Here is a 25,499-nt window from a genome sequence, read left to right on the forward strand (position 1 = left end):
CTGGTCATAGTGATCAATTGGGCAGCCCTGGTGGCGCCGTGTCTGCGGCTAGAGCTGCGGCCTGCCGGCGCCTTGAGTGACGGCGTCGGCGGCGCTGTGCCGGGTTGGAATGCTGAGCCGCTGTGCGGCTGCGAGGGCGGTAGCGGCGCGTGCGGCGTCGATCTTCTGTGCGGTGTGCTGCGGTTCCGGGCCGAGCGGGGCTGGTGCGGTGATGCGGTAGCGGTCGCGGTAGGCGGCGACGGTGCGGGCGTGGTGTCGCCAGAGGGCGGCGTGGCGGGTGTCGGCTGGTAGCCGGCCGAGATGGGTAGTCCATGGCTGGTGGTCGTGGAGGGCGGTGTCGAGGGTGGCGGCGGCGCGGGCTTCGAGGAGGGTGCGGCGTTGGGTGAGGGCGTCGCGCATGTCGGGGCTCATCGGGCCGGTGGCTTCGGGGATGAGCCCGGCGATGTGCCGCGGTGCCCGGCGATCGCGGACGCGGGCGGGCGCGGGCCGCGTGGTGGCGTGGGCGAGGCGTTTGTGGAGGACGGCGGCGATGTCGTCGGCGTCGTGGAACCCGTGCGCCCGGACGAGCTGAGGTAGGAGCGCGTCGACGCGATGGTGGTTGGCTTCAGCACGGCGCAGCTCGGCGGTGAGCGCACCGAAGGCGTCGGAAGTGACGGCCTCGTCGACCTCGTCGGGGCTGAGCCCGCTGGCGCGGATGAGGGTGACCCAGCGGTCGTGCTGGGCTGCGGCGGCGATGGTGTCGTACTCGGCGGCAAGCTGAGCAATCGATCCCCACTGGTCGTGTTCGGCGGTGATGGTCTCGTGCGCGGAGAGCTCGGCGCCCCTGTGGTGGAGGACGCCGTAGAGGACGGAGCGGGCGGTGGCGTCGGGGTTGTCGGTGGGGTGCGGGCCGGTGTGGTTGGGGTCGGGCTGGTCGGTGGCGACGTAGGCCATGTTGAGGTTGCGGCCGCGGGTGAGCGCGACGTACAGGTTCTCCAGCGTGGTCGTCACCAGGACGAGGACGTGGGCGGTGTCGGTGGTGATGCCTTGGGCGCGGTGGGCGGTGATGGCGTAGCCGAGGTCGACGTGTTCGGCGACGTACCCGGCGGGGAGCAGGACCTGGCCGCGGCGGCGGCCGGCGCGGCGGACGGTGATTGATCCGTCGGGTTGCACGTTGAGGACGGTCCAGCGGTCGCCGTTGCGGACCCAGCCGTTGCGGGTGCGCAGGCGTCGTTCGTTGCGGCGGGTGATGATGGTGTCGCCGGCGGCTGCGGATGCGCCGTCGTGCAGCGCGACCTCTCCGGTGGCGGGGGTGACGGTGCCGTCGAGGATGAGGTCGGTGCGGGCGCGCAGGTTGAGTTCGGTGACGCTGTGGCGGGCTTCGGTGATGAGGACCGACGCCTTCCCGGCGCGGGTGTCGGCGCGCCAGGCGGTGTAGGCGGCGTCGACCATCGCGTCGGTGTCGCCGTCGAGGACGCGGTCGTGCTCGAGGTAGGTGTCGATGACGTCGGGGTTCGCGTGCCGGAGTTGGAGCGAGGCGGTGCGTTCCCAGCGTTGGGTGAAGCGGTACACGTCGAACAGTTCCGGGGCGTCGTCGCGGTCGTGGACAAGCAGAGAGAACGCGCCGCCGGCGTCGACGGACTGGAGTTGGGCGTAGTCGCCGACCAACAACACTTTCGCACCGGCTCGGTGCGCGGCGGCGGTGATCCGGTCAAGCGACAGCGTCCCTGCCAGGGAGGCTTCGTCGACGATGACGAGCTGCCCGGCGGTGAAGGTGGAGCCGCGGGTGCGGTGGTCGTGCCACCACTTGGCCGTGTTCTCCGTCGGGATCCCGAGCTCGCCGGCGAGGACGTCCGCGGCCGCCTCCGACGGCGCCAGCCCGACCACCGACCCGTACCCGTGCTCGCGTTCCCACCCGCGGCGCAGCGCGTGCATGGCGGTGGTCTTCCCGGTGCCGGCCGGCCCGACGAGCACGTCGACCACGCGACCGGACATCGCGATCGCCGTGAGTGCGGCGGCCTGATGCGCGTCCAGACGCTGCCGTGCACGGCCGCGGCGCCGGGTCGCCACTTCGATGGTGGCCAGCTCGAGGGTCGGCCCGGTGGCGGTCCGGCTGCGGGCGAGCAGGCGGTCCTCGGCGGCGAGCAGCTGGTGCGAGGAGAACACGGTGGAGTGTTTCGGCCGGAACACGCTGGTGCCGTCCGCGCGCTGGAACGCGGCCGGGCTGGGCGCCAGCTCCGGCGGGGTCAGCCGCAGCGACCCGCGTTCGGCGGCGTCGACGACCAGCCCGATCACCGCCTCCCGGTCGGCGGTTGTCGCGAACCGCCAGCCCATGGTCTGCCGCGCTGCCTCGGCATAGAGGTTCCACCGCCGCCACGTCGACCGCTTCTCCCCCACCACCTCCAGCACCCTCAGGCCCCGCTCACCGATGAGGTCGAGCGGAACGTCGTCCGCGCGCAACAACGGCGGCGGCGCGCCGCCCGCCGCGGTGACGCTGCGCGCCCACCCGGTCGCGTCCGCGCGCAACATCCCGCTGGCGCGGGTGCGCCAGCCCGCGGTGAGCTCCGCGAGCGAGTGCACCTCCTTCGCCGGGCGCGTTGCCAGGGTTGCCTGCGCCCGCAACCGCAGGATCGTCCGCCGCGACGGCCGCCGGCCGTGCTCCGCGACGTAGGCGTCGATGAGCCGGTCGGTCTCGGCGTCGATGTGCCGGGAGCGGGTGGAGAACTCGGCCACCAACTCGGCCGGCACCGTACTGATCGCCCACTCCGGGTTGCGGTCCCGGCCCCGCTCCCGCGCCTCCCACGCCACCCCCAGGACGCGAGTGAGCCGGTCAGCGAACAGCGCCTCGTGCAACTCCGACAGCGCGACGGTTGCAGCGTGCATCGGCCGCCCGTCCAGCGCCCGCCACTGCTCGTCCAGGACCGTGCGCACCTTGTTCGAGATCACCACGTGCGTGTGCAGATGCGGATCACCAGCACGGGAGTCGAAGTGGTCGAACGCCGTCGCGATCACCCCGGTCACGTCGACCTGCGCCACCGCGCCATCACCGGGCGTCGCACCCATACGGGTGGCCGCAACCTCACGCTCCATGAACGCCACCACATCGGCAATCGCCGCATGGTGGGCCTGCGCGATCAACCCTTGCGTGCCAGCGTCGGCAACCGCCCACACCACGCTGGCCGACTTCGGGATCGAGAAGGTGAAGTCGAAACCGGCGACCACCCGGCGGGTGCCCCGCTTGGTCTCCTCGTCCTCGATCGCCGTGACCGCCAGACCCTGCTCCTCTCCGGTCAGGGCCGGGTTGAGGTCGTCGACGCGGTCGTGGATGCGGTCGGCGACGCAGCGGAGCGCTGGGTGCGCGCGGCCCAGTAGCTGGCCGGTCAACGGGTTGCGGCCCATCCCGATCAGCAACTGCAGCTGCGGCTCACTGACCCGGTCCCCCACCCTCAATGGGCCGCCAAGTGACGCCAGCCCGCTGCCCAGCCACCACCCCGGCGGCGTGCCCTTCTCCACGTAGTACCGCGTCAACGGCGTCGACAACGACCGGTCCCCGTCCGCGGCAGCGATCGTCTTCGCCAGGTACTTGTAACCGTCCCCGGCCGACATCACCCGCATCGACACAGTCATGAGAGGCAGGTGTGCGCCCAGATGAGTGGTTAACCAGCGCCGGGCGCAACCGCCAAGCCCGACGGCTGGAGCGCCCCAAGCGCTACGCTCAGATATTGTATATTGATCCGATAGTATTGCAGCAATGTGTGCTAGTTGCGACGATGCTCGCATGAGTCATGTGCAGGGACACACTACGCATCCATCCCTTCGGCGACTCCGGGTCATGATCACCGTCGTCGCCACGACCGTGCTGAGCATCGGGGCCGTTGCAGCTCCGTCGTCAGCCGAATCCGCTGTCGAGACGCCCGGCGGGCCGATGCATGGCGGTCGGCCTGCAGGCAGCGCTGAACCGCTCACCTATGAGGATCTCCTCGACCCCGGAAATGCGCAGCGATTCTCCGGTGAGGTGTTCGCTGACGACCTCATCGATGACGGCAACTCGATGAGGTCGGCGGCGACCCCCGAAGAGTGCGAGGAAGCGTGGGGCGACGGGCCACCCTACGATGAGGACTTCAATCCAGAATGGCTCTGGGTGGTCCTTTCACGGAATGAGGCGTGCTCGCTTGGCTCGGTCGGCGGCGTCGAGCCAAGCCGGTTCGTGGTGTATTCGGCTTACCAAACTGCCGAAATGATCCTGTCATCGAATCAGATGCTGGTCATGTTGGATATCGGCCCGATCATTGTGAGCCAGGGCGTCAACCCTAGGTCGGACACCCTCACCATCGACGTTGCATGTGTCGAGCTCGCCGACGAGGTGACCTGCGAAACCAGTGACGGCGACGGCGAGACGAGGACGCTGGAGAATTGGCAGAACGCTGTCGTGCTCGTCACCGTCAACCTCGAAGAGTCAACAGGCTTCGGCGATGATCACGCCGCGCACAGCGGGCTCTACATCTCCAGCGACCTCCATGCCGGCGGGGACACCGCTCCGCCTTCGCCCGCGCCGCCGGTGAACCAGCTGCTGGACTTCCGCTGCGACAAGGCGACCTACGTCTCCCGCCCGCTCGGGTGTGTCTTCCACGAGTTCGTGCCTGAGTTGGTCTTCGACGCCACCGAGACGTCGACGTACGAAGAGGCCGCCCTACACATCCAGGATGCCCTGTACGCCCCGGAGCGGACCGTTCCGAACACTGGCGTGCGCATGCCAGGACGCCAGGATCTCGACGAACCGCTGCGCCGAAATTTCTACGGGAACCGGAGCCGCACGATCGTTCAGAACAAGTGCCAGGAACTCTGGCCGGGCTATCCGGCTCAGGGCCTCGAATGCGATGAGTACCCGTTCGCAAGCACCTACCAGAACGCCAACTACGGCCCGTACAGCGTCAGGGCGATACCCGCGCTACAGAACTTCGACGCGGGCCAGGTGATCAACGCCCTCTACCGCGACCAGCGGCTACTGGATGGCGACGACTTCTTCGTCGATGTCTTCGGTGAGGAGCCCAACCCCGGCGAGCTCACAGCTGAGGTCACCACCGCACAGCACGGCTACTGCTACTTCGAGACGGTCGGAGGCGCGCAGTTCTGGTACTTCAGCGGACCGGGCGAGACGAGCGGCTACTACTGCTACGACGGCGCACAGGGGCAGGTGTCAGCGGAGAACTGGCTGCCGAGCCCGGACGCTGAGATGGTCAGCGCCCTCGAGCTTCGAACAAGCAACGAGGTCCACGGCCTCGACGACGCCACCACCGACTGTGATCCCGGCACCTGCAATGCAGCGCTGGACACGGACGACTTCACCGTGACACCGCTGCTGGGAAGCGAATCGCTACCGCAGATGTGCGTCAGGGCCAGCTTCGATGCCGACTACGAAGCCGGCCTCGTCCAACGCTGGACAGAGGCATGCATCCAACCCCAGGGCGACGCCGTCCGATCGCAGACCAATCGCGTCATCGGCACAACAACGCCCCCGCGCTGATCCACCACTACAACTAGGCTCGGTGTGGTCCTGCGATGCTGCCGGCGGGACCACACCGAGCCCCACACGACCCGGACCACCTAGCCCAGGAGTGATCAACAGTGCTTGTCATCGCCGTTGAGCACCAGGTGATGACGACCTACTCCAGCTTCGGCCTGATGGGCGACGGTGACGTCGATGTCCTGAACCTCTCGATGACCGCGGTGGTCGAGTGCGGCGCCGGCCTGTGTCTCTTCCGCAGCGGCGCCTCCGACCACACCGCCGATGTCCGCATCGAAATCTGGGACTCCACACCCGAGCCGGCAAGTGGCTGGGACGAGGCCGAGTACGGCTCCAACGAACTGGACGCGACCCGGTTCGAACTCCAGTCACTCGCGGTCACCAACGACATCAGCGTGCCCATCCCCGGACTGCCCCGAATCCCGATCCAGCCGATCCACTACACCGTGCAGGCATGGGTACTGGGGCGCGCACGCGCCCGGCAATCACACTCCTACGGTGAGACCGGACTCGAACGCTGGCTCATCCGGCTGTCGCCGAGGAGCTGACGCCGGCCGACCCGACTGAATCCAGTGTGCCCAGCTCAACTCAACAGCACCCGCGGACCGCGGCTCGTCTCCGCCAACCCGCAGCGTCCACGAGCCCCATGATTGACCCGCCCAACATGCCCGCAGGTTCGCTCCAACGCTGCGCCTCCGGTGCGCACGCCTCGTGCCGCTTGGGCTGTGTGCCCGCTGTCCCACCTCGATCTGCAAGAGGCGTGGGGCCGGTTGATGGGGACGTTCACGATCCGGCTGGTGGCTGAGTCGGAGCCGGTTCACCTGTCTGGGTGAGTGGTGCCTGTTCGGGGTGCCGGGTTCCAGGCGGTGGTCAGGGATGGATGGTTTCGATGGCGGTCCGGCGTGGCGGGTGCTGTCGCTGGGGGCGGGGGGTGCAGTCGACCACGATCGCGTTGATGGCGGTGGCGGGCGAGCTGCCCGCGCCGGACGCGGCGATTTTCGCCGACACGGGGTGGGAACCGACGGCGGTCTATGGACACCTCGAACGTCTGGAGGATGTGCTCCGGTCCTCCGGGATCGGGGTGCATCGGGTGTCGGGCGGCGACATCCGTCGCGACGCGCTGGACCCGGAGCGGCGGTTCGCGTCACTGCCGTACTTCACGTTGGCCTCGCCCGGGATGGTCTCTTACCCCGGTCCGGCTCGGCGGTGTGCGTGCGCGTGGTTCGCGGGAGGTGTCGTCGACGGGGGTGGAGCCTGCTCGAGGGTGCCGACGGTGCGGCGGCACCGGAAGTGTAGCGACGGGCGCGAGCAGGCGCCTTGCGACGGTTGCCGAACGGCGCGGGATGGCGCGGCGCATGTGCACGAGCGAGTACAAGGTGAAGCCGATCCGGCGGCGCATCCGGGAGCTGCTGGGGTATCCGCATCCGGCGCGGGTGCCGTCGGCGGTGTGGGTGGAGCAGTGGGTCGGGTTCTCCGCCGACGAGGTCCACCGGATGCGCGACCTGGGTGTGCGCTATGCGCGAGCGCGGTATCCGCTGATTGAGCTGGGCATGGATCGGCGTGCCTGTCAGCGGTGGTTGCGGGCGCGCGGCTGGGGGTCGACGCCGCGCAGTGCCTGCGTTGGGTGCCCATTCCACGGCAACCGGACGTGGCGGCGGATGCGTGATGAGCGGCCGGACGAGTGGCGGCAGGCGGTGGCCTTCGATGCGGCGATCCGTTGGGGCGGCGCGCGTGGGCGTCCGCTGCGGGGTGAGGCGTTCTTACACGCCTCGCGCGTGCCGCTGGATCGGGCACCGATCGATCGCGTCAGCCGCTCGGAGTGGGCGGACCGGCAGGGCGAGATCTGGGACATGGTGGAGGACGGCGACCCGGACGGCTGCTCGCCGTACGGGTGCCGCTCGGGTGCGCCGGCAGCCTTGGGTGGTGAGTAGATCGGCCACAGAACGCGCCGGCGGGCCGGCTCCCTGGTTCGAGGGGGCCGGCCCGCCGCCGTTCTGGGTCAGGACTTCGGGCGGTCGATGAGGTCGATGATGTCGTTGGCGTTTGTGATCAGGTGGGTGTCGCCGTCCTTGAGGAGCTGGTGGCATCCGGCGCTGGTAGCGCTGGTGACCGGCCCGGGGACCGCGCCGACGACCCGCCATAGGGCGATGGCCTGCTGCGCGATCGGCAGGGTTGCTGAACGTTCGGCGGCTTCGACGATGACGGTCGTGCGCGCCAGCGCGGCCATGATGCGACCGCGCCGCAGGATCGCTGCTCGTGTTGCTGGCGTGCCCGGTGCGGCTTCGGTGAGCAGCAGCCCGCCAGTGTCGATGACGCTGTCGAAGAGCTGGCCGTGGGCGGTGGGGTGTAACCGGTCGAGACCGGCGGGCAGGACTGCGATACTCGGCGCGTCCAGGCTTGCGGCTGCCCTATGTGCTGCGGCGTCGATGCCGAACTGGCCGCCCGTGGTGAGGATGTAGCCGCTCTTTGCAAGGTCGTGGGTGATGTCGCTGGCGACGCGCTCCCCGTAGTGGCTGGCCGCCCGGGAGCCGGTCAGAACGACCCGGATGGCCATCGGCCGGGTGAGCAGCGTGATGTCGCCTCGCGCCCACAAGGCGACGGGTTGGTTCGCGCGGAGGTCGGACAGTCCCGGCGGCCAGAGCTCGCCGCGCGTGTCGACTGAACTGATCGGCCAACCGTCGTCGCCGGGGATGAGCACGTCGAGACCCTGCTCGGCGGTGGCGTTTAGAACGGCTCGGAAGCGTCCTGCGTCCAGGCAGTGCGGGTCGTGGGTCAGCAGGACGCGCAGCCGGGACTCAGCCTCCCCGCCCTCCGGGCTGGGCATGGGCTCGTCGGCGTTCGCGGGGATCATGGCCAGAGCGATTCGGGCCAGGCGTTCGCGGTCACCGTCGGACACGATGCGCAGGATGAGGCTGGCGTCGTGGGTCAGGCTAGTCATAGTGATCTCCGTTCAGTGAGGTGAGGTTCACGGGTTGGCCGGGGTGCCGCGCCCCGGGGGCTGCGGACGGCCCCGGCCATCGGACGGTGCTCAGCGCTCAGGCGTCCCCGCCATCGCCTTCGAGGTCGCCGTCGTCGCCGGGGTCTTCTCCCTCGTCCTGTCCCTCGTCCGGGTCCTCGTCCTCGTGGCGGGCTTCCCCGGCGTCAGCGGACTCGCGGCCGTCGGCGTCGGTGTCCTCGTACTCGGGGTCTTCGGCATCGGCGTCGGCGGCCGGGTCGTCGGGCTGCGGCTCGTGGTCGTCGCTGGACGGTTCGGTGGGGTCCTGGCTGCCCTGTTCGGGGTCGGCGGTGACGATCTGCTCGACGTCGGAGAGGGTGTAGCCCCAGGCGGTGAGCTGGTTGAGGTAGTCCCGGTCGGCCGGGGTGGGGTTGCGCCAGGTGTAGCGGCTTGTGGCGTCTTCCATCGCGCCGAGCGCGATGGCCAGGATGACGTGCCCGGCCTTGGAGGGCGTCTTGCTGACGAGGTCGGTCAGCGGGCGCTCACCCAGACGGGTCTCCTGCCCGAGCAGGGTGGCCGCCATCTGGTGGTCGTCGGTGGCGGCCCGCGCGACGCGCCCGGTGTGGGTGGTGAGGATCATGGCGGCGATGGCTGCGGCGTCGGCGGGCAGGCGCTTGCGGGCGAGCAGCTTGGTCAGCCATTCCCGCCGCACGGTCTCGGCGGCGTCCCATGCCTGATTGTTCGCGATGACCTGGCGGCGTTGTGCCTTCTCTGCCTCAGTGAGCTTGCCCCCGACGACGGTGCCGGTGGAGCCGATCTTGCGCAGGCCGTGAGTGCGCCAGTCGACCACGAAGTGTGCGATGTCGAGGTAGCCGTAGCGGTTGGTGACGGCGACGGCGTGGCCGGGCTTCCCGGCGTAGTTCTTCTCGGTGAGGTGTTGCCCGTTCGCGGTCTGAAGCTGGTCCAGCGCGACGGTGGTGTCGTCGTCGTGGGTGGGCCGGTCGATGATCGTGTAGCCCTTGGCTTCCAGGTCGGCCCTCGCCTGGTCCAGCTCGTCGCGGCGGGTCTTGGCGTTGCGGGCGCGCTGGGCGGCGTGGTCGAAGTCCTCGGGCTGGGTCTTGGCGACCTCACGTAGTTTCGCGACGGCGTCGGGGTCGTCGTCCAGCTCGATCAGGACGGCGGCCTGGTCCAGCGTCAGGTCGTAGTCGGCGACGGCGGCTGCCGCCGTCTCGTGGTCCGCGACGGCGATACCGGTCCGGATGTCTTCACGCTTCGCGCCTGTTTGGCGGGAGATCGCGGTCACGCTCATCCCGTCAAGGGAGAGCTGACGCCAGGCGTCGGCCTTGTCGCGCTCGCTGAGGGCGAGGCGATGCACACCAGTGATGTATTGCTCGATGATCCGCAGGCGTCGTTCGTCGTCGCGGTCGACGATCCACACCGGGACGGTGGGGCAGCCGACCTCGCGGGCGGCGAGGGTGCGCATCTGGCCATCGCGGACCACGACGGTGCCGCCGGGTCCTGGGTGGGCGATCAGTGGCGTGATCACGCCGTTCTGCCGGACGGAGGCGAGGAACCAGCGCGGCATCTTCACCTTGGTGCGGATGTTGTCTTCCAGGACCAGGGTGTGCGGGTCGAGGTGCACGACCTGGTCGAGCCCGGCGGCGTGCATTTCCGGTGTCGCGGCGGCCTCGGCGCTCATCGTCTGGGTGGTCATCGGCTGTCCCCTTCTCGGGATTCCGGGGGATCCGGGTCTCACCGGGTGTGAGTCCTGTTCAGATCCCCGATTTGCCTTTCGGCAATTGCCGATTGAGCGGGCCCGGACGGTGATGGCAAGGACGTAAGAGACAACAGTTCCTGCCCCCGGCACCGGGGCAATAGACAGCCCGGGGCGGGAACTTTTGGCGTTCCTTGCCATCACCGGCCGGGCCCGTAAAATCGAGCTGCCGAAAGGCAAATCACCGCGGCATGCAGCGACACGAGACTCTCCCCGCCCTCAGGCGGCAGGCGTCGCATCGCCCGGGCCTGCCGGTCACCCGCGAGCCCCAGGGGCCCGGGCGTCAGGAGGATGCCGCACCGGGTGGATCGCGGCCTGCGACCGGCGCCGGTGGTCCGGCGCCGGCGAGGATCACCGGCGGCCGGGGCGCGCCGCCGTCGGCGCCCGGGATGTGCGGGCGCCCGCGGGCCGGTCCCCGCCGTTCCCTGCCGGTGTTTCGTGCAGGTCGCTGCCGGGGTGGCGGCCTCGATCTGCTGTTGCTCCGGCAGCGCCGGCGACGCCTGCGACGCGGTCCGGGCTCCCAGAGCTGTTCGGGGTGTCGCGGCCGGCGGGACCAGCGTCGTGGTGGTTGCGTCGGGAATGATGTTGACCATCGCCTGTGACTGGCATAGCCTGAAAGGCTTTGCTCATTGGCGGAGAGGTTGTGCATTGACGTAGGCCGTGACGGCTAGGACGTTGCACTTGGCCCGGTGAACATCGGCGGCGCATGGCAAGGATGCCGACGCATGCGGTGACCTGGGGACCACGACTTTACGTATTTTCATTCGGCGCAGCCGCGCATGGCGTGGATGTGTGCTGCCCGAAACCACATGACGACATTCCTGGGGCGGAGCCTGCCCTGAAATCGGTGGCGCACCTCTCGGTGACCGGCACCGAAAGGTGCGCGGACGCGCGCCGAAGGGGGTGCGGGCCGGGGCAGGAGGGGTGGATCAGATGAGCACGAGAGAGCAGGAGCGGACGGAGCGGCTCGCGCAGATGCAGGAGCAGCTGACCGGGGCGGTGGATGCGCTGGTGTCCAGCGCGGACTGGCGCCGCGCGATGGCGTTCGCGGCGCGGTTCCGGAGCCGGTCGTTCAACAACACGCTGTTGATCTGGTCGCAGCACCTGTCCGCGTTCGAGCAGGGCAGGGCGCCCGAACCGGTGCCGAGCTACGTCGCCGGGTACCGGCAGTGGGCCTCGCTGGGCCGGAACGTCCGTCACGGCGAGCCCGGGTACAAGATCTACGCCCCGCTCAAGGTGCGGATGGCCAGCCGCACCCCGGACGACGCCAGCTCGTGGCGGCGCCTGGCCCCTGGGGAGAAACCGGAGCCGGGTGAGGTAGTGCGGCGCCGCGCGGCGCGGATGAAGCCGGCCTACGTGTGGGACGTGTCGCTGACGACCGGGGCGGCGATCCCACCACGTCCAGCGCCGCAGCTGCTCGCCGGCGAGGCCCCGCCCGGGCTCTGGGACGGCCTGGCCGGGCTGGTCGAGGACCACGGCTACACCGTGCAGCCGGCCCGGTCGGCGGTGGAGCTCGGCGGCGCCAACGGCATGACCGACTACCTGGCCCGCACCGTGTTGGTCCGCGACGACATGGACCCCGCGGCCCGGGTGAAGACCCTGGCGCACGAGCTAGGCCACGTGCTGCTGCACGGCCCGGACCACTCCGACGCCGCCGCGCATCGAGGGATCAGCGAGGTGGAGGCCGAATCGGTGGCGCTGATGGTCGCCGCCGCGCACGACCTGGACACCAGCGACTACACCGTGCCGTACGTGTCGATCTGGGCCACCCGCGTCCCGGGCACCGAACCGGGCGAGGTCGTGAAGGCCACCGGTGAGCGGGTCCGGCGCACCGCGGTGGCGATCCTGGACGCGTTGCCGACCCAGCAGGTCAGCGACGGCGACCCGCCGGGCCTGCGGCACAAGCCCACCACCGTACCGGCCACGCCGACGCGGGTCGCGGCCGCGGCCCCTGAACTACCGGTCGGCCGGGATCGCCTACCGGCGACGGGACCGGTCCTGTGAGCGCGCCCTGGCAGGGCGGGCTCGAGGGTGGCGCGCGGGTGGCGCTGCGCACCGCGGTCACCGGGACGGTCGTGATCGGGGCCGGCGCGTTCTGGCTGTCGTTCACCGCGCTGACCGACCTGGCCCGCCGCTCGGGCATCGACCCGGGACAGGCGTGGGCGTGGCCGCTGATCGTGGACGGGATCATCGTGGTGACGACCGTGGCCGTGGTCGCGATGTCGCGGCGCGGCCAGCCCGCCTGGTACCCGTGGATGCTGCTGCTCGCAGGTGCCGCGGTGTCGGTGCTCGCGAACGCGCTGCACGCCGGGCTCACCGACGACGTCGACGTGCCGGTCGCGCTCGCCGCACCCGTCGCCGCGGTGCCGCCGCTGGTGCTCGTCGCGGTCACCCACCTGACCGTGGTGCTCGCCCGCCCCGTCCCGGACGGCGCCCACCACACCAGCACCAGCGGCGCCGCCGAGGCGGTGCGGCATCCCGGCCGCGACGCCGCGGCCCGCCTGCACCGGCAGGGCTGGTCGAACAAGCACATCGCCGGCCAGCTCGGGGTGCACCCGTCCACCGTGGGCCGGTGGCTCACCCAGACCGGCCCCCTGCAGCCGCTCGAGCCGGCCCACCACACCAGCAACGGCACACCGGCGATCACCGGCCCCGTCGACGGGCAGGGACCGCGATGACCCACGCGTCGTGGGAGCACGTGCGCACCTCACGGTCAGGAGGTGCCACCGGAATGACCGGCAACCACGCCAGCCACCCGCACAGCCGGTTCGACGACTCCGAACAGCTGCGCACGCTGCTGCGGCGGCTGCACGCCGCCGGGCCCGGCGCGTGGCGGCACGACCGCGACGCCGACGCCCTGATGGAACACGTCGCGCAGCGCTACGCCGCGCTGGCCCGCAAACACAACCTCGGCCCCTGGGACGCCGCCGCGGCCGCGTTCGAGGCGATGCGCACCCGCGCCGCCCGCCACGCCGACGACCCTTGGGCGGTCATCACCCGCGCCGTGCAGATCACCCTCGGCGCCGAGGAGAAGGCGACCGGCATGCTGGTCTCGCCGCACCAGGCCAGGCGCCGCCGCTACGCCGGGTACCGGCGCGCCATGCGGCTGTCCGACCGCGACACCTCGCTGCTGGACTGGCACCCCGCGTTCCAGATCCACCCCCACGACCGACACGACGACGACCCGGAGACGGGCACGGCATCGCAGGTCGCCGCCGCCGTCGATGACGCCGTCGCGCTGTTCACCCTGCTCGGCTGGCCCGCACCCGTCGCCCGCACCGGGGTGGACTACATCTGCTCCCGGCTGGCCGACGCCGGCTCCCGCGTCGCCGCCTACGAGGCGCTGCGCCGCGACCGGCAGGCCCGCGCGCTGCTCGACATCGAACAAGACACCTGGACGGCGATGCTGCGGGTCGTGCTCGGCACCCCGCAACCCCACCACGCCCTCACCGCAGCCGGCCGCGGCATCCTCGTGCGGCTGCTCATCGGGCAGACCCTCACCGAACTGCTCAACGACGACGACCTCGTCCTGACCGTCAGCCTGAACGCGCCCGGACGTACCCGAGGAGGCGCCGGTGGGTAGCGGCGGGCACATCGAACTGGACCGGGCCATCGACTCCATCCGGATCGGGCTCCGCCACCGCACCGACCTCGGAGACATCGACGCCCTCGCCGCGTCCATCGAACGGATCGGGCTGGTCCAGCCACCCACCATCACCCCGGACAGCGTGCTCGTATGTGGGCGGCGCCGCCTCGCCGCCATGCAACAGCTCGGCTGGCGCACCACCCCGGTCTGGGTGCGAAGCGGCATCTCCGACCAACTCACCCAGCTGATCGCCGAACAAGACGAGAACACCCACCACAAACCGCTCTCCCCCATCGAAGCAGCCTCCCTCTACCGCGAACTCAAACAGCTCGTCGCCGAAGACGCCGCCCGCCGCCAAGCAGCCACCCAGTTCACCACCAGCGGACAACAGGGCAGCTCACACGGTGCCGCCGAATCGGCGGCACCGCACACCAGCACCGGAGCCGGAGCCGCGGCCGGGGACAGTCGTGCCCAGGCAGCGCGCATGGTCACCGGGCACCGCTCCTACACCAAGCTCGAACAGATCAACACCCTGCGAGAGGTCGCCGACGACCCCGACGCCGACCCGGTTGTCCGCGACGCAGCCCGCGCCGAGCTGAAACAGATCGAGGACGGGAGCCCGGTCAACCCCGCCTACCAGCGCATCCGCTCCCTCACCGCACTCACCGGCCTCGACCAGCTCGCCACCGACCCCACCCAGCCGGCCGGCGTGCGCCAGGACGCCGCCCGCGAGGCCACCCACCTGCGCGACCACGCCGACGACCAGCGCGCCGACGAACTACGCCGCCTGGCCGAAGACGCCCTTCACCGCGTCCGGCGCCAACCGGCCGGCGCCCGCCGGCCGAGACGACCCGCAACCGAACCCGACGCGTCGTCGGCACCGGTCCGCTATGGGCTGCGGGCCTTCCTGCTGACCTGGAACGACCTCGACGACTGGTGGACCCACTACGACCCCACCGAAATCGGCACCACTCTCACCAACGACCAATGGGAACGCTTCGAACACACTCTCACCGCCACCATCAACTTCGCCGACACCGCACGCACCGCCAGGCACGAGCGCCGTCACAGCTGAGCGCAGCCCGCCGCACCATCCGCCGGCGTCGGCCCGGCACGCCCGCACTGGGAGGTCGTGCGCACCTCCGGATGGCCACGATCCCCACCTGTCGAGGAGACCCCGCCGTGCCGAACATCGCCCGTACCGCAACCACCCGACGCCTCGCTACCGTCCTCGCCACGGTCGCGCTCGTGACCGTGCTGCTCCTAGGGCTCAACCAGCTCGGCGACGGCCCGGACCCTGCCCGGTCAGGGCAACCCGTGGCACCCCTCCCGCCGTCGCCCAGCTCGTCCACACCAGGCGAACCCGACACCGGGCCAGGGTCGATTCCGGCGACCAACGACGCCATCCCCTACGCCCGCGCCATCGCCGAGGCACTGTTCACCTGGGACACCACCACCGGCCTGTATCCCAGCGACTACACCTCCGTGGTCCTGGCCGAAACCGCACCCGACACCGACGAAACCGACGAACTGGCCACCGACGTCGCCGCCTACCTACCCACCGACAACACGTGGCAGCAGCTGCAGGCCCACCAGACCCAGCAGCGCATCGAAATCTACGGCGTCCAGGTAGCCGCCGGCTGGAACCGCATCGTCGACGACGCGCACGGCCAGATCCCCGACGGCACCACAGCCATCACCATCCGCGCGTTCCGTCACCGCGACAGCATCCGGGACAACGTCCAAGACACCACCCGCGAGAAGATCACCTTCACCGTCGTCCTGGCCTGCCCACCACGCGTCGACGAACGCTGCTACCTGCTGCGCCTGTCCGAACTCAACAACCCGCTTTGACCGTCACGGCTCCGCGCTACCGGCACAGATCGCGCGCGAGCTCGGCGCGGTGGTCAGACCGCTCTCTGCCGCCAACCCCGCCCCGGAGGACACGCCATGAGCGCCGACCACGTCACCAACGCCAGCATGACGATCGAGGAGAAGGCCGCGCAGCTACGCCAGGACGAGGGCGAGGCGCTGGCCTTCATCGGCCGGGAGCTGCTGGAAGCCGTCGGCCCGGATCGGCTCATCGTCGCCGGCGAGGTCCTGGAAGCGCTCCGCGACATCTCGCTGGCACCGCTCAGCGGCAAGATCGAGCATGACGGCCACGGCAACCCGCTCTACACCTACGGTGCGCGCATGGTGTGGAGCAAGGCCCACGACGTGACCGAGGAGGCCGGGAACCTGGTGCGCACCATCGCCAGGGCGCTTGCGTCCGCGGCCACCACCCCAGACCGGCGGCCATGACCGGCAGCGACCCGATCCGGCTGGCGTACCCGCACCAGCGCAACGACTGCGATGGGTGCCACGAGTACGACACCGACATGATCGCCACCGCCGACCTCCGCCGGGCCAGATGGAGATGTCGTCGCGCCCGCAGCGGCTGTGCTTCCGCTGCACCGGCGCCGCCCTGGCGGTACAGGTGCTCTACGGCTGCGTCGTGACCGTCACCGCGATCGCCGGCCAGCAATGCGATAACGGGCACGAACAGATCAGGGCGCCCTTGATTTTGAGTCGGCCGTGATTCAGGCAGGTGAGACGCGCTACCCAGGCCAAGGGCTAGTCAGGTCACCGCCCCACACGCGAACAGACGCCGCGCCTCCCAGCTCGAGCTCAGAGACACGGCGCGTAAATGGCGACGGTGCGGTAGCTGGGCTATCGGCCGATGCGCGGCCGGCTGTCGCGATCACCGCGGTCATCATCGTCGTCCTCGTGGTTCCGGAACGTCAGCACCTTGAGCACCTTGAGCGCCCCCCGGGATCGCGGGAGTACAGGTGAATCAGGGCGAACGTCACCAAGATGATCAGGTACAGCGTCGCCGGGGCGCCGATGACCAACTGGAGTGCCGTCATCACGGCACACCGGCTCTATGTCCTGCGGCGAAACTATGCGATGCTCGGCAACGCATGCGGGGCCTCCCGGGTTCTGTGTGCGCGCATACGACGTCTCCTGACGTTGCTTGCGAAGTGGGCCCTCCGTACGTCTGTGCCTGCCATAGCGAGGCGTACGTTGGGAGCCCTCCCCATGTGCTTGGATCTTCGTGGCCAAGGATGCGTGAGCGTCGGCCGTTTGCACTAGCCGACTAGCCGGTGCAGCCCACGTGCCGACCCGGCCGAGAGATTTCGGGCCGGTGGCGACCTTTCACGATTCTCCCCCGGCCTCTCTCCCGAGGTACTTCAGCGTCAAAGTGCCGTCCACGTATGTGATTCTGAGCGCCATCGAGGTGCCAGCAAGGATGATCAAGACACCGAGCATCTCGATTGCTTCCTCGGCGGCCATCACGATGTGCCTCCAGCGGAGCTCCGTTCCGGCATTGACGAGCAAAACGTTCACGAACTCCAACCCCAACGCCGCAGTGATCGACGTCCCAAGGCCGGCGATGATGTATGTGCGCGGTCGTCGTGGAAGGGCTCGGAAGACGGGGACCAGGACCACGAGAGAGAGGACGAGGACAGCAGTCGCCGGGATGATCCAGCCCAGCAGGGCCAGTGGCGAGCCGGCGTCGATGGCCGCGGCGGTCCAGCTGGCGCCACGCTCGTGCAGGGAGACGACCTCGTCTAGGGACAGCATTGCGAATACGACTGTGAGGACGGTCCAGGACAGCGCCTCACGTGAACGGCCTGAGGTCTGCGTCTGAGTCGAGAGCTTGGCGACAACAGCGGCGGCGAGGGCTGCTCCAATCAGCAGGGCAGCGGTCCACCAGGCTGCTAGAGATCGCTCCTGACCGGCGTTGAGCAGGGCCAGGACCTCCAGGAGCGGGCCGCTGTCAGGGCGGATCAGTGCCCGCCCGATGACCGCCACGACGTGTAACACCATGACGACCGCACAGCCGAGTACGAGGACCTTCCCGATCGTGTACAGGACTGGATTTGCTGCGACGATGGTTCGGCGTCGGCGGACAGGGCCTGACATGAACGGGAGGTTAACAGTGCGGGCAACCTGACCAAGGCCGATAGGTGTGCACGTCGCACCGATGTGGGTGAGAATCCTCTAATGCCGCGTCCTGTGGGGGACTGTTCGCCCTAGCCTGGCCTGTATGTTTCGAGCAATGCGACTGCCACGAGCCCGATCCGCAGCCTCCGCTCGGCAGGACAATGGCGTGTCGGTGTCGCGCCGTGTCCGGCATTCCTGCGACCGGTGTTCAGGCGACCGAACTTCATCGCGGGTGTCGTGATCGTTCCCGAGGAGTTCATCGTATGAAACTGCCTGTTGGCAGGGTCCGTCGGTTGGTCAAGAAGGTACTGCCGCAGGCGTACCTCGACGACGTGGCGCGGCGCCGCCGCATCGCGTCGGCCATCCGTGCCAGTGGGCTGTTCGACGCCGCCTGGTACCGCGAGCAGTTGGACGAGCCGATCCCGTCCGGCGTCGACCCGATCGACCACTACGTCACGGTCGGCTCGGCCACCGACGTCTCGCCGAACCCGTGCTTCGTCAGCGAGTGGTACCGCGACCACCCCGACAGCCCGAAGAAGCTCGACGTCTCGCCGTTCATCCACTACGTCAACCGCGGCATCGCCCGCGGGCTGTCGCCGCACCCGCTGTTCGACCCCTTGTTCTACACCGAGCGGCACCCCGAGGCGGCCAAACACCGCGGCGGCCCGCTCGGGCACTACCTCGAGACCGGCTGGAAGTCCGGCGCGCAGCCCAGCGCCGCCTTCGACGTCGAGGCCTACACCACGAACTTCGACGACGTTCAGGGCGCGCCGCTGGCCGACTTCGCCCGCCGCACCCGCCGGCTCATGCAGGAGACTCGCGGCTGGGAGCACCTGCCGCGCACCGCCGACACCTTCGACCACGACGCCGCCGAGGCGTTCAAGCGCCGCGTCATCGCCGAGTACGCCGGGCGTGGCGAGGCGCCGCCGCTGATCACCGTCGTCATCCCGACGAAGGACCGGCGCGAGGGCGTGCTCGCCGCCATCGACTCCGTCGTCGCGCAGACGTACCGGAACTGGCAGCTGATCGTCGTCGACGACGGCAGCACCGACGGCACCGCCGAGGCGATCGAGCCGCTGCTGGCCGACGAGCGCATCGAGCTGGTCCGCCGCGAACGGGCCGGCGGCGTCTCTGCGGCCCGCAACGCCGGCCTGGCGCAGGCCCGCGGCGACTACGTCGCCTACCTCGACAGCGACAACGTCTGGACGCCCGATTTCCTCGAGGTCATGGTCGCGTTCGTGCGCACCCGGTCGCTGCGGTTCGGCTACGCCGTCTCCGAGCTGGTCGAGGAGAAGAAGAACGGCCGCCGCGGCTACCGGTCGCTGCCGTACAACCGCGCCGCGCTGGTGGAACGCAACTTCATCGACTGCATCGTCGTCCTGCACGAGCGGTCGCTGCTCGACGAGGTCGGCGCGTTCGACGAGGACCTGCGCCGCAACGTCGACTGGGACCTGTTCATCCGGATGTCCGCGGTCACCGACTTCGAGCTGGCGCCGTTCATCGCCACCGTCTACGACGCGTGGGAAGAGCGCAGCGACCGCATCACCATCAACGAGCTGTTCGGCTACCGCTTCGTCATCCGGGCCAAGCACCTGGTCGACTGGGCCGCCGTCGACGCCGGGCTGGCCGGCCGCCGGCCGGGGACCGTCTCCGTCGTCATCCACGCCGGCGACGACGCCCAGGCCGTCACGGCCACCGTCGAGCGGCTGCTCGACGACGGCGTTGACGGCGCCGGCGGTGGCGATGACCTCGAGGTGGTCGTCGTCGACGCGAAGGCGTCCGAGGCCGAGGCCATGCGGCTGCAGTTCCTGCCCATCCGGTTCCCGAACGTGCGGGTGCTGCGGCAGACCCAGCGGCTTTCGACCGAGCTGTCGCGGACCATCGGCGCCGCGCAGTCCACCAGCGAGACCGTCGTCTTCCTGACCCCGGGCGGCTGGGTCGACCCCGGCTGGCTGGGGCCGCTGACCACCGCGCTGTCCGACGGCGCCGCGGCGGCCCAGCCGCTGGTGCTGCTGCGCGACGGCACGGTGTGGTCGGCCGGCGTGGCGTTCGCCCGTGGCGCCCACCCGCACAACCTCTACCAGCGGTTCCCCGGCGACGCACCCGAGGTGGTCGCGCCGTCGTCGCCGGCCGGGCTGACGCCGGTCGCGCTCGCCGTCCGGGCCGCCGACTTCGCCGCCGTCCGCGGCTTCGAGCCGCTGTTCGTCAACGACCCCGACAACCCCGACCTCAGCCTCCGGCTGGCCCGCGAGACCGGCCGCCCGCTGCGGTACGTGCCTGACAGCCAGGTCGCTCTCACCGAGATCCCGGAGCGGCGCACCACGGCGTCGGCCGTCACCACGGCGACGGACAACCAGGAGCTGTTCACCGGCCGCTGGAAGGACACCGTCGCCCAGGACGACGTCACCGTGTGGGGCGAGCGCGGCTACGCCATCGTCGGCTACGACGGCGGGGCCACGACGCACTGGGGGTTCGACCCGATCGTCGTGCAGGACCGGCCGGACCGGCCGCTGCGCTGGGCCATCAAGATCGGCGCGCCCGACGTCGCCCGGCGCACCAACTGGGGCGACTGGCACTACGCCATCGGCCTCAAGGAGGCGCTCGAGCGGCTCGGCCACGAGGCCGTCATCGACGCCAAGCGGGCGTGGTACCGGCCCACCTCCCGGTTCGACGACGTCGCCCTCGTGCTGCGCGGCGTCAGCGTCTACACGGTGAACCCGCAACAGATCAACCTGTCCTGGGTGATCAGCCACCCCGAGCGGGTCACCCGGCGCGAGCTGGCCTCCTACGACGCCGTCTTCGCCGCGTCGACCAGCCTCGCCCGGCGGATGACGACCGACCTCGGCGCGCCGGTGCGGCCGCTGCTGCAGGCCACCGACCAGTACCGCTTCCACCCCGTCCCCGCCGACCCGCGCCGCCGCCACGACGTGCTGTTCGTCGGCAACGCGCGCGGCATGCGGGCCTCGGTCGGCGCGGCGCTGTCGGCCGGCATCGTGCCGTCTGTCTACGGCGTGCGCTGGCGCGGGCTGCTGCCCGAGGGCGCCTGGCTCGGCGAGTACATCCCGAACGAGGATCTGCCCGCCGTCTACGCCGGCGCCGGCGTCGTCCTCAACGACCACTGGGACGACATGAAGGCCGAGGGCCTGATGTCCAACCGGCTGTTCGACCTCGCCGCCTGCGGGGCGCGGGTGGTCACCGACGTCGTCCCCGGCGTCGAGGAGGTCTTCGGCGACGTCGTCCTGACCTACTCGACGCCGCAGGAGCTGGCCGCCGCCGTGAACCTGCAACTGGCCGAGACGCCCGAGCGCGCGGCGGCTCGCGAGAAGCTGTCCGAACTGGTCCGGCGCGAGCACTCGTTCGACGCCCGGGCCGAGGAGCTGGTCGAGACGGTGCGCAAGCTGCACGCCGAACGGATCGTCGCCGGCCCGGCCTGAGCCGTTGGCCGGGCCCGTCGAGCGCCTACGGACCTAGCAGGGCGAGTGGGATGAACGGTGTGCCCGAGGCGATGCTGCTCGCTGGGGCGGCTGCGGTGCGCCGCGTGGAACGAACGGTCGCCGCAGACATCCCGGTCACGTCGAGCCGTTACCTGCACGCGCAGCGAGCCCTGTGGCGCACCGATACGGGGCAGCTGGACACCGACCGGCTAGCTGACGTCCTCGCCCGGGCTCGCCCGGGCGACGCCGAGGGCGAGGTCGAACTCGAGCTGCTCAGCGCGGTGGTCAGACTGGGCAAGTTCTCCCGCGGCCAGACGATCAAGGTCCGCTCCTACCTGGCCCTCGACGACCAGCCGGTGAGCCTAAAAGTGTGGCGGGGGTTCGACGAGCGCACGTCTCCCGGACGGCGTGAACGCCTGGTCCGTGCCCAGATCGCCGGGATCGACGGGTACCGGTCACCGCGTGTCCTCGCCGACGGGCGCATCGACGACATCGACTACCTCGCCGAGACCGTGATCTACGGCCGGCACCCATCCGGGCCGGCCGAGCGGCTGAACGCGGCGGCGGACGTGGGCACGGCGCTGTGCGACGGCTACCGGGCCACCATGACCGGCCTGCGGCGGCTCTCCGCGACCACCCATCCAGCCTTCCGCGACCGCATCGATGCCGCGCTGGGCCCCGAGCCGAACCGCGACTGGACTCCCGAGACTCTCGCGCGGCTTCGTGACCGGGTGCTGCGCCTGATCGACCAAGACCGGCGCCTGCCCGTCGCCGTCACCCACGGCGACCTCGTCGCCACGAACATCATCCGCTCCCCCGACGGCCGGCACCACCTCGTCGACTGGGAGCACGGACGCACCGGGCCGGTCGCCTTCGACCTGGTCAAGCTGATCCTGACCAGCGGGGATCCGGCACGGCTCCTGGACGCCCTGTCAGCGACCACCCGAGGGTTCGCCGGTCGACGCCGGTGCTACTCCTGGGAGGAGCAGCTGGCCTTGGGGATCGCACAGTTCCTGTCCTGGTCCGAGGCGGGCCGCCGCTCGGCGGCTGCCGTCGGCCGGCTCCACCGGTACGAGGCCGAACACCGCGCGCGGCTCCGGCTCCTGGTGATGCTGCTGCCCTGAGATCAAGGGCGGCTCAGACCTGATCCGTGGCGAACGCAAGACCACCGGCTACCCAGGGTCACGCCGTCGAGCCGCCGAGCAGCTCGTCCACCAGCGCGTGAGGAAACTCTGCCTCGTCGCCCACGACAGTGACACCAGCTCCGCCGAAGACCCTGACGACCTCGGCCAGCCCGCCGCTCGACGCCCGGTCGACGAACATCAGCGCCGCACCCTCGGCCGCGGAGGCCGCTGCCGCCGTGATCGGCGAGTGGTGCGATGCGGTGCCCGACGCCAGCCACAGGCCTCCGGACGGAGGGAAGGCCCGCGCGAGCGCGGCGGACATGGTGGCCGGCGAGTCAGCCGTGACCTGCTGGATGTGCGCGCCGGTCGAGGCCAGCTCGTGCAGCACATTCTCCCCGCCTCCACCGACGAGCACGATCCGGTCCGGCGCGATCGCGCGAAGCTCACGGCCGGTTTCCCCGGACACCTGCCCCGCCGGTACGACGAACAGCGGCACGCCGCGGCGCCCGGCCGTGCAGGCGGCAAGCAGCAAGGTGGTCGGCGAGGTGGACGTCGTCACGAGAACCTCCCGGCGCGAACCGGCATCCCGCGCCAGAGCGGCGGCAGTCGCGGGGGCGCTGGTGTGTGCGATCCGCCGAACGGTCGGGGCGTGCTTCCCGAGCCAGACGACCGCGGCCGCTCCGACCGCCAGTTCGTCGCCCACGACCACCACCTCCGCCGGTTCCAGGCGAGCGATCTGGGCCTGCAACGCTGAGGCGAGCCGTTCACCGTCGGCCGGGACGACCGCGAAGCCGTGCGCACCGGCCCACGCCACGGCGGTGGCCAGCACCGGATCCACCCGACATCCCGTCACGACGACAGGAGTCGCCTTCGCGTAGCCGGAGATCACCAGGCCGGCCGTGTGCTGTGCCAGCGCACTGCCGATCCGCCGCGCCGTGCCAGACCTGCTCTCTGGCGGTTCGGCTACCGCTGCCGCCCTACCGTCGAGGGTGACGAACCGATATCCACGGGCGCGGGCATCGGCGATGATCCGAGGGAGCGCGTCGATCGTCCGGTCCCGTTCGTGCAACAGCACGATCGCGCCCGGATGCAGGCGCCGCGCCACCGACTCGGCGATCGTCGCAGCGTCGTGCTTGGTGTCGTTGACGCTCACGCTCCAGTGCACGAATACCTGACCCGCGGCGGCAACGGCCTCATGGACGTGCTCATCGCGCGAGGTGAACGGTGGACGGAAGTAACGCACCGGCTGCCCGGTGTGGTGCCGAAGCGATGCCAGCGCGCACTCGACCTGCGCCCGGACGTCGCGTGGATCCATTCCCACCAGGTTCTCGTGGGTGTAGGAGTGGCTGCCCACCAGGTGCCTGGCCTGCACCACCCGGCGCGCGAATTCCGGGTACATGTCAGCGCGGCGGCCCACCATGAAGAACGACGCAGGCACCTCGTGCGCGGCCAGAACCTCGAGCAGCCGAGGAGACCGGTCCGGGAGCGGGCCATCATCGAACGTCAGCGCGACCACCAGTTGTCGCGCCCGCCACCGCCCTCCGGGCACCTGCGGCAGCCGACGCACCTCCAGCCCCGCTCCACCGACGTCAGCCGAACCGACCTGGCCACCGGTGAGTCGGCCGGTCACAGGCCAACGGCGCAGCCATCCCCGTGCACGTGCCCGGACCATGGCCGCTGACATTAGCCCGTAGTTAACCTCGTGTTCACCGACATGAGAGAACCCTCATGCGATCAGCGTTGGCGCCCAGACGTCGCCGTGCAGCCGCACGTCGCCGTCGACGGCCGGTCACCATGCCACCTCACCCGACCAGCGTCAGCAGACCTTCGCTGAGATCGGGCACGTTGCACCGCAGCACGACCTGGACGAACCGGACCACAGTGGTGCGTGCAGCTCGGAGACCGGGTCGATGCCGGTCGCGGCGAGCTCGCGCAGCCTCCGTGCGAGGCTGTCCTCGACCAGCGATCCGACCCGTTCGAGCTGGACGAGGAACGACGCCACGTCGCCCATTGGCATGCCACGGCCGCGAACCCGCACCCCACCCGGGTCGTCATGAGCCCAGCTCAGCCGTCATCGTCATCGGCGCCGTCACCGTCGTCATCGTCGTCATCATCGTCGTCGTCACTGGGGTCCGGCCGGACCGGGGATGCCGGGTCGACGGGCTGCCCGTCGTCGTCACTGCCTGCGCCGTCGTCGTCACCGGACGGCACGGGCGGGACCGTCGGTGTCGGCGTCGGCGTCGGGATTGCGGTGCTGGTGGTCGGGATGGGCGTTGGCTGGCTGCCGTCGGGCATGGAGCCGGTGTTCGACCCGACGTCGATCGGCTCACCGAAGTCGTCGCCGGCGGACGGTGCCGCCAGCAGCGCGACGATACGCACGACGCTCGCGACCAGAACAGCGAGTGCGGACAGGGTGAGGGCTGCCGCCGACTTCATGGAAAGCATGGTCGGCTCACCGAGCGATAGCGCGGTGAGGCACGTATGAGAGAACTCTCATCCCCTGCGCCGAGCCTCAGGAACCTGGCGACCTTGCAGTGCAGCAGCCAGCCATCGCGCACGAGCATGAGCGCGATTCGTTCCGGCCCAAGCAACAGGCTCTTGCGCGACGCCCCTTGGCGGCGCGCCGGGCGTAGATCTCGCCCAGGTTGAGCCAGAACGTGCCGCCGGAAGTCAGGGTCCGGCGGCCCTCTTGGGCGACGACGTCCGCGTTGCCGAGTTGCTGGACGCACCGGAGCGTGTGCAACCGAAGAATCGATCATGGCTTCATGGTTATGGTGCATCCGTGGGTGACAGTCCATGACGAAGCCAGACGAACGCCCGTGGCTGGTCATCATACCTGAGATCCAGACCGCACTCCTCATCGCGCTGTTGCGACGGGAGGGCGGCTCGATCAATTTGCTCCTGGCTGAGCTGCAAGGCACCGCCGACGTCACGTGGGAACTCGAAGCCACACAGAACGCTGACGGACCCGGTCAGCACCTTGTGCGCCTGCGTGAACGACGTTCATGATTTCGTCGCCAGGCTGACTACGATCTACCGGGCGCCCGCTCCACGTCCGTTGGCTTGACACGGAGCGGGCGTTCTAGCCTCCTGCTGTTAGTAGATGCTGACTGCGACCCAATTTCATCCTCGCTGGTTGGACCCGAAATCCTGTTG

At 70.2% G+C, this 25,499-nt stretch carries 20 protein-coding genes; 13 read left to right on the plus strand and 7 right to left on the minus strand.

Annotated features, from left to right (window positions below; translation table 11 throughout):
• Positions 1-48: 48 nt before the first annotated feature.
• Positions 49-3,606, minus strand: a complete 3,558-nt coding sequence (gene mobF, locus BLV05_RS26635) for a MobF family relaxase (protein ID WP_046771868.1) — start codon at positions 3,604-3,606, stop codon at positions 49-51.
• Between the two features lie 205 nt (positions 3,607-3,811).
• Here mobF and BLV05_RS26640 point away from each other — a divergent pair, with 205 nt between their 5' ends.
• The 3 genes from BLV05_RS26640 to BLV05_RS37185 all read left to right on the plus strand — a co-directional run bounded on the left by BLV05_RS26640 (position 3,812) and on the right by BLV05_RS37185 (position 7,434).
• Positions 3,812-5,503, plus strand: coding sequence for a NucA/NucB deoxyribonuclease domain-containing protein (locus BLV05_RS26640; protein ID WP_160312813.1), 1,692 nt, complete (start codon positions 3,812-3,814; stop codon positions 5,501-5,503).
• Positions 5,504-5,604: 101 nt separating this feature from the next.
• Entirely contained in the window at positions 5,605-6,051 is a 447-nt protein-coding gene (locus tag BLV05_RS26645; protein WP_046771867.1) for a hypothetical protein, read from the plus strand.
• Positions 6,052-6,858: 807 nt separating this feature from the next.
• A complete protein-coding gene (locus BLV05_RS37185) occupies positions 6,859-7,434 on the plus strand; it encodes a hypothetical protein (protein ID WP_197683335.1) in 576 nt (191 codons plus the stop codon).
• A 68-nt stretch (positions 7,435-7,502) separates the two neighbouring features.
• Here BLV05_RS37185 and BLV05_RS26655 read toward each other — a convergent pair whose 3' ends face one another.
• Both BLV05_RS26655 and BLV05_RS26660 read right to left on the minus strand, forming a co-directional pair.
• Positions 7,503-8,441, minus strand: coding sequence for a DNA processing protein DprA (locus tag BLV05_RS26655; protein WP_052762996.1), 939 nt, complete (start codon positions 8,439-8,441; stop codon positions 7,503-7,505).
• A gap of 97 nt (positions 8,442-8,538) precedes the next feature.
• Complete coding sequence (locus BLV05_RS26660; RefSeq protein ID WP_160312812.1) at positions 8,539-10,152, minus strand: ParB/RepB/Spo0J family partition protein; 1,614 nt, start codon at positions 10,150-10,152, stop codon at positions 8,539-8,541.
• Between the two features lie 993 nt (positions 10,153-11,145).
• Between BLV05_RS26660 and BLV05_RS26665 the strand changes: the two genes are divergently transcribed.
• From BLV05_RS26665 to BLV05_RS36120, 7 genes are all read left to right on the plus strand, one after another.
• Positions 11,146-12,216: an ArdC-like ssDNA-binding domain-containing protein gene (locus tag BLV05_RS26665; protein WP_046771866.1), complete on the plus strand. Its 1,071-nt coding sequence runs from the start codon at positions 11,146-11,148 to the stop codon at positions 12,214-12,216.
• On the plus strand, positions 12,213-12,890 hold the full coding sequence (locus BLV05_RS26670) for a DUF2637 domain-containing protein (protein WP_231948620.1): 678 nt from the start codon (positions 12,213-12,215) through the stop codon (positions 12,888-12,890). The genes BLV05_RS26665 and BLV05_RS26670 overlap by 4 nt, the downstream gene beginning before the upstream one ends.
• 53 nt (positions 12,891-12,943) lie before the next feature.
• A complete protein-coding gene (locus BLV05_RS26675; protein ID WP_046771865.1) occupies positions 12,944-13,795 on the plus strand; it encodes a hypothetical protein in 852 nt (283 codons plus the stop codon).
• Positions 13,788-14,873, plus strand: coding sequence for a ParB N-terminal domain-containing protein (locus tag BLV05_RS26680; protein ID WP_046771864.1), 1,086 nt, complete (start codon positions 13,788-13,790; stop codon positions 14,871-14,873). The genes BLV05_RS26675 and BLV05_RS26680 overlap by 8 nt, the downstream gene beginning before the upstream one ends.
• 107 nt (positions 14,874-14,980) lie before the next feature.
• Positions 14,981-15,652, plus strand: coding sequence for a hypothetical protein (locus BLV05_RS26685; RefSeq protein WP_052762994.1), 672 nt, complete (start codon positions 14,981-14,983; stop codon positions 15,650-15,652).
• A 96-nt stretch (positions 15,653-15,748) separates the two neighbouring features.
• Positions 15,749-16,099, plus strand: a complete 351-nt coding sequence (locus BLV05_RS26690; protein ID WP_046771863.1) for a hypothetical protein — start codon at positions 15,749-15,751, stop codon at positions 16,097-16,099.
• A 109-nt stretch (positions 16,100-16,208) separates the two neighbouring features.
• Positions 16,209-16,376, plus strand: coding sequence for a hypothetical protein (locus tag BLV05_RS36120; protein ID WP_157524319.1), 168 nt, complete (start codon positions 16,209-16,211; stop codon positions 16,374-16,376).
• 617 nt (positions 16,377-16,993) lie between these two features.
• On the opposite strand, the gene BLV05_RS26695 is transcribed toward BLV05_RS36120, so the two are convergent.
• A complete protein-coding gene (locus BLV05_RS26695; RefSeq protein WP_152691014.1) occupies positions 16,994-17,764 on the minus strand; it encodes a hypothetical protein in 771 nt (256 codons plus the stop codon).
• 314 nt (positions 17,765-18,078) lie between these two features.
• Between BLV05_RS26695 and BLV05_RS26700 the strand changes: the two genes are divergently transcribed.
• The gene (locus tag BLV05_RS26700; RefSeq protein ID WP_172860701.1) at positions 18,079-21,219 is read left to right on the plus strand and encodes a glycosyltransferase; all 3,141 of its coding nucleotides are present in this window, start codon (positions 18,079-18,081) and stop codon (positions 21,217-21,219) included.
• 50 nt (positions 21,220-21,269) lie between these two features.
• Complete coding sequence (locus tag BLV05_RS26705; protein WP_046772426.1) at positions 21,270-22,343, plus strand: phosphotransferase; 1,074 nt, start codon at positions 21,270-21,272, stop codon at positions 22,341-22,343.
• 58 nt (positions 22,344-22,401) lie between these two features.
• On the opposite strand, the gene BLV05_RS26710 is transcribed toward BLV05_RS26705, so the two are convergent.
• The 3 genes from BLV05_RS26710 to BLV05_RS26720 form a co-directional block, all read right to left on the minus strand.
• Positions 22,402-23,973: a polysaccharide deacetylase family protein gene (locus BLV05_RS26710; RefSeq protein ID WP_052763106.1), complete on the minus strand. Its 1,572-nt coding sequence runs from the start codon at positions 23,971-23,973 to the stop codon at positions 22,402-22,404.
• Between the two features lie 186 nt (positions 23,974-24,159).
• Positions 24,160-24,345 (minus strand): hypothetical protein, encoded by a 186-nt coding sequence (locus BLV05_RS26715; protein WP_160312833.1) that lies wholly within the window; start codon positions 24,343-24,345, stop codon positions 24,160-24,162.
• A 62-nt stretch (positions 24,346-24,407) separates the two neighbouring features.
• The gene (locus BLV05_RS26720; RefSeq protein ID WP_046772424.1) at positions 24,408-24,779 is read right to left on the minus strand and encodes a hypothetical protein; all 372 of its coding nucleotides are present in this window, start codon (positions 24,777-24,779) and stop codon (positions 24,408-24,410) included.
• A gap of 360 nt (positions 24,780-25,139) precedes the next feature.
• Here BLV05_RS26720 and BLV05_RS36125 point away from each other — a divergent pair, with 360 nt between their 5' ends.
• The gene (locus BLV05_RS36125) at positions 25,140-25,352 is read left to right on the plus strand and encodes a hypothetical protein (RefSeq protein WP_152691089.1); all 213 of its coding nucleotides are present in this window, start codon (positions 25,140-25,142) and stop codon (positions 25,350-25,352) included.
• The last annotated feature ends 147 nt before the right edge of the window (positions 25,353-25,499 follow it).

This window comes from Jiangella alkaliphila (genome assembly GCF_900105925.1).
In the GTDB taxonomy this organism is placed as follows: Bacteria; Actinomycetota; Actinomycetes; order Jiangellales; family Jiangellaceae; genus Jiangella; species Jiangella alkaliphila.

Bases quoted from the DNA above. Each gene is read 5' to 3' on its own strand.
- mobF (WP_046771868.1), bottom strand. From the start codon at position 3,606: ATGACTGTGTCGATGCGGGTGATGTCGGCCGGGGACGGTTACAAGTAC.
- BLV05_RS26640 (WP_160312813.1), top strand. From the start codon at position 3,812: ATGATCACCGTCGTCGCCACGACCGTGCTGAGCATCGGGGCCGTTGCA.
- BLV05_RS37185 (WP_197683335.1), top strand. From the start codon at position 6,859: ATGTGCACGAGCGAGTACAAGGTGAAGCCGATCCGGCGGCGCATCCGG.
- BLV05_RS26655 (WP_052762996.1), bottom strand. From the start codon at position 8,441: ATGACTAGCCTGACCCACGACGCCAGCCTCATCCTGCGCATCGTGTCC.
- BLV05_RS26660 (WP_160312812.1), bottom strand. From the start codon at position 10,152: ATGACCACCCAGACGATGAGCGCCGAGGCCGCCGCGACACCGGAAATG.
- BLV05_RS26665 (WP_046771866.1), top strand. From the start codon at position 11,146: ATGAGCACGAGAGAGCAGGAGCGGACGGAGCGGCTCGCGCAGATGCAG.
- BLV05_RS26675 (WP_046771865.1), top strand. From the start codon at position 12,944: ATGACCGGCAACCACGCCAGCCACCCGCACAGCCGGTTCGACGACTCC.
- BLV05_RS26690 (WP_046771863.1), top strand. From the start codon at position 15,749: ATGAGCGCCGACCACGTCACCAACGCCAGCATGACGATCGAGGAGAAG.
- BLV05_RS36120 (WP_157524319.1), top strand. From the start codon at position 16,209: ATGGAGATGTCGTCGCGCCCGCAGCGGCTGTGCTTCCGCTGCACCGGC.
- BLV05_RS26695 (WP_152691014.1), bottom strand. From the start codon at position 17,764: ATGTCAGGCCCTGTCCGCCGACGCCGAACCATCGTCGCAGCAAATCCA.
- BLV05_RS26705 (WP_046772426.1), top strand. From the start codon at position 21,270: ATGAACGGTGTGCCCGAGGCGATGCTGCTCGCTGGGGCGGCTGCGGTG.
- BLV05_RS26720 (WP_046772424.1), bottom strand. From the start codon at position 24,779: ATGAAGTCGGCGGCAGCCCTCACCCTGTCCGCACTCGCTGTTCTGGTC.
- BLV05_RS36125 (WP_152691089.1), top strand. From the start codon at position 25,140: ATGACGAAGCCAGACGAACGCCCGTGGCTGGTCATCATACCTGAGATC.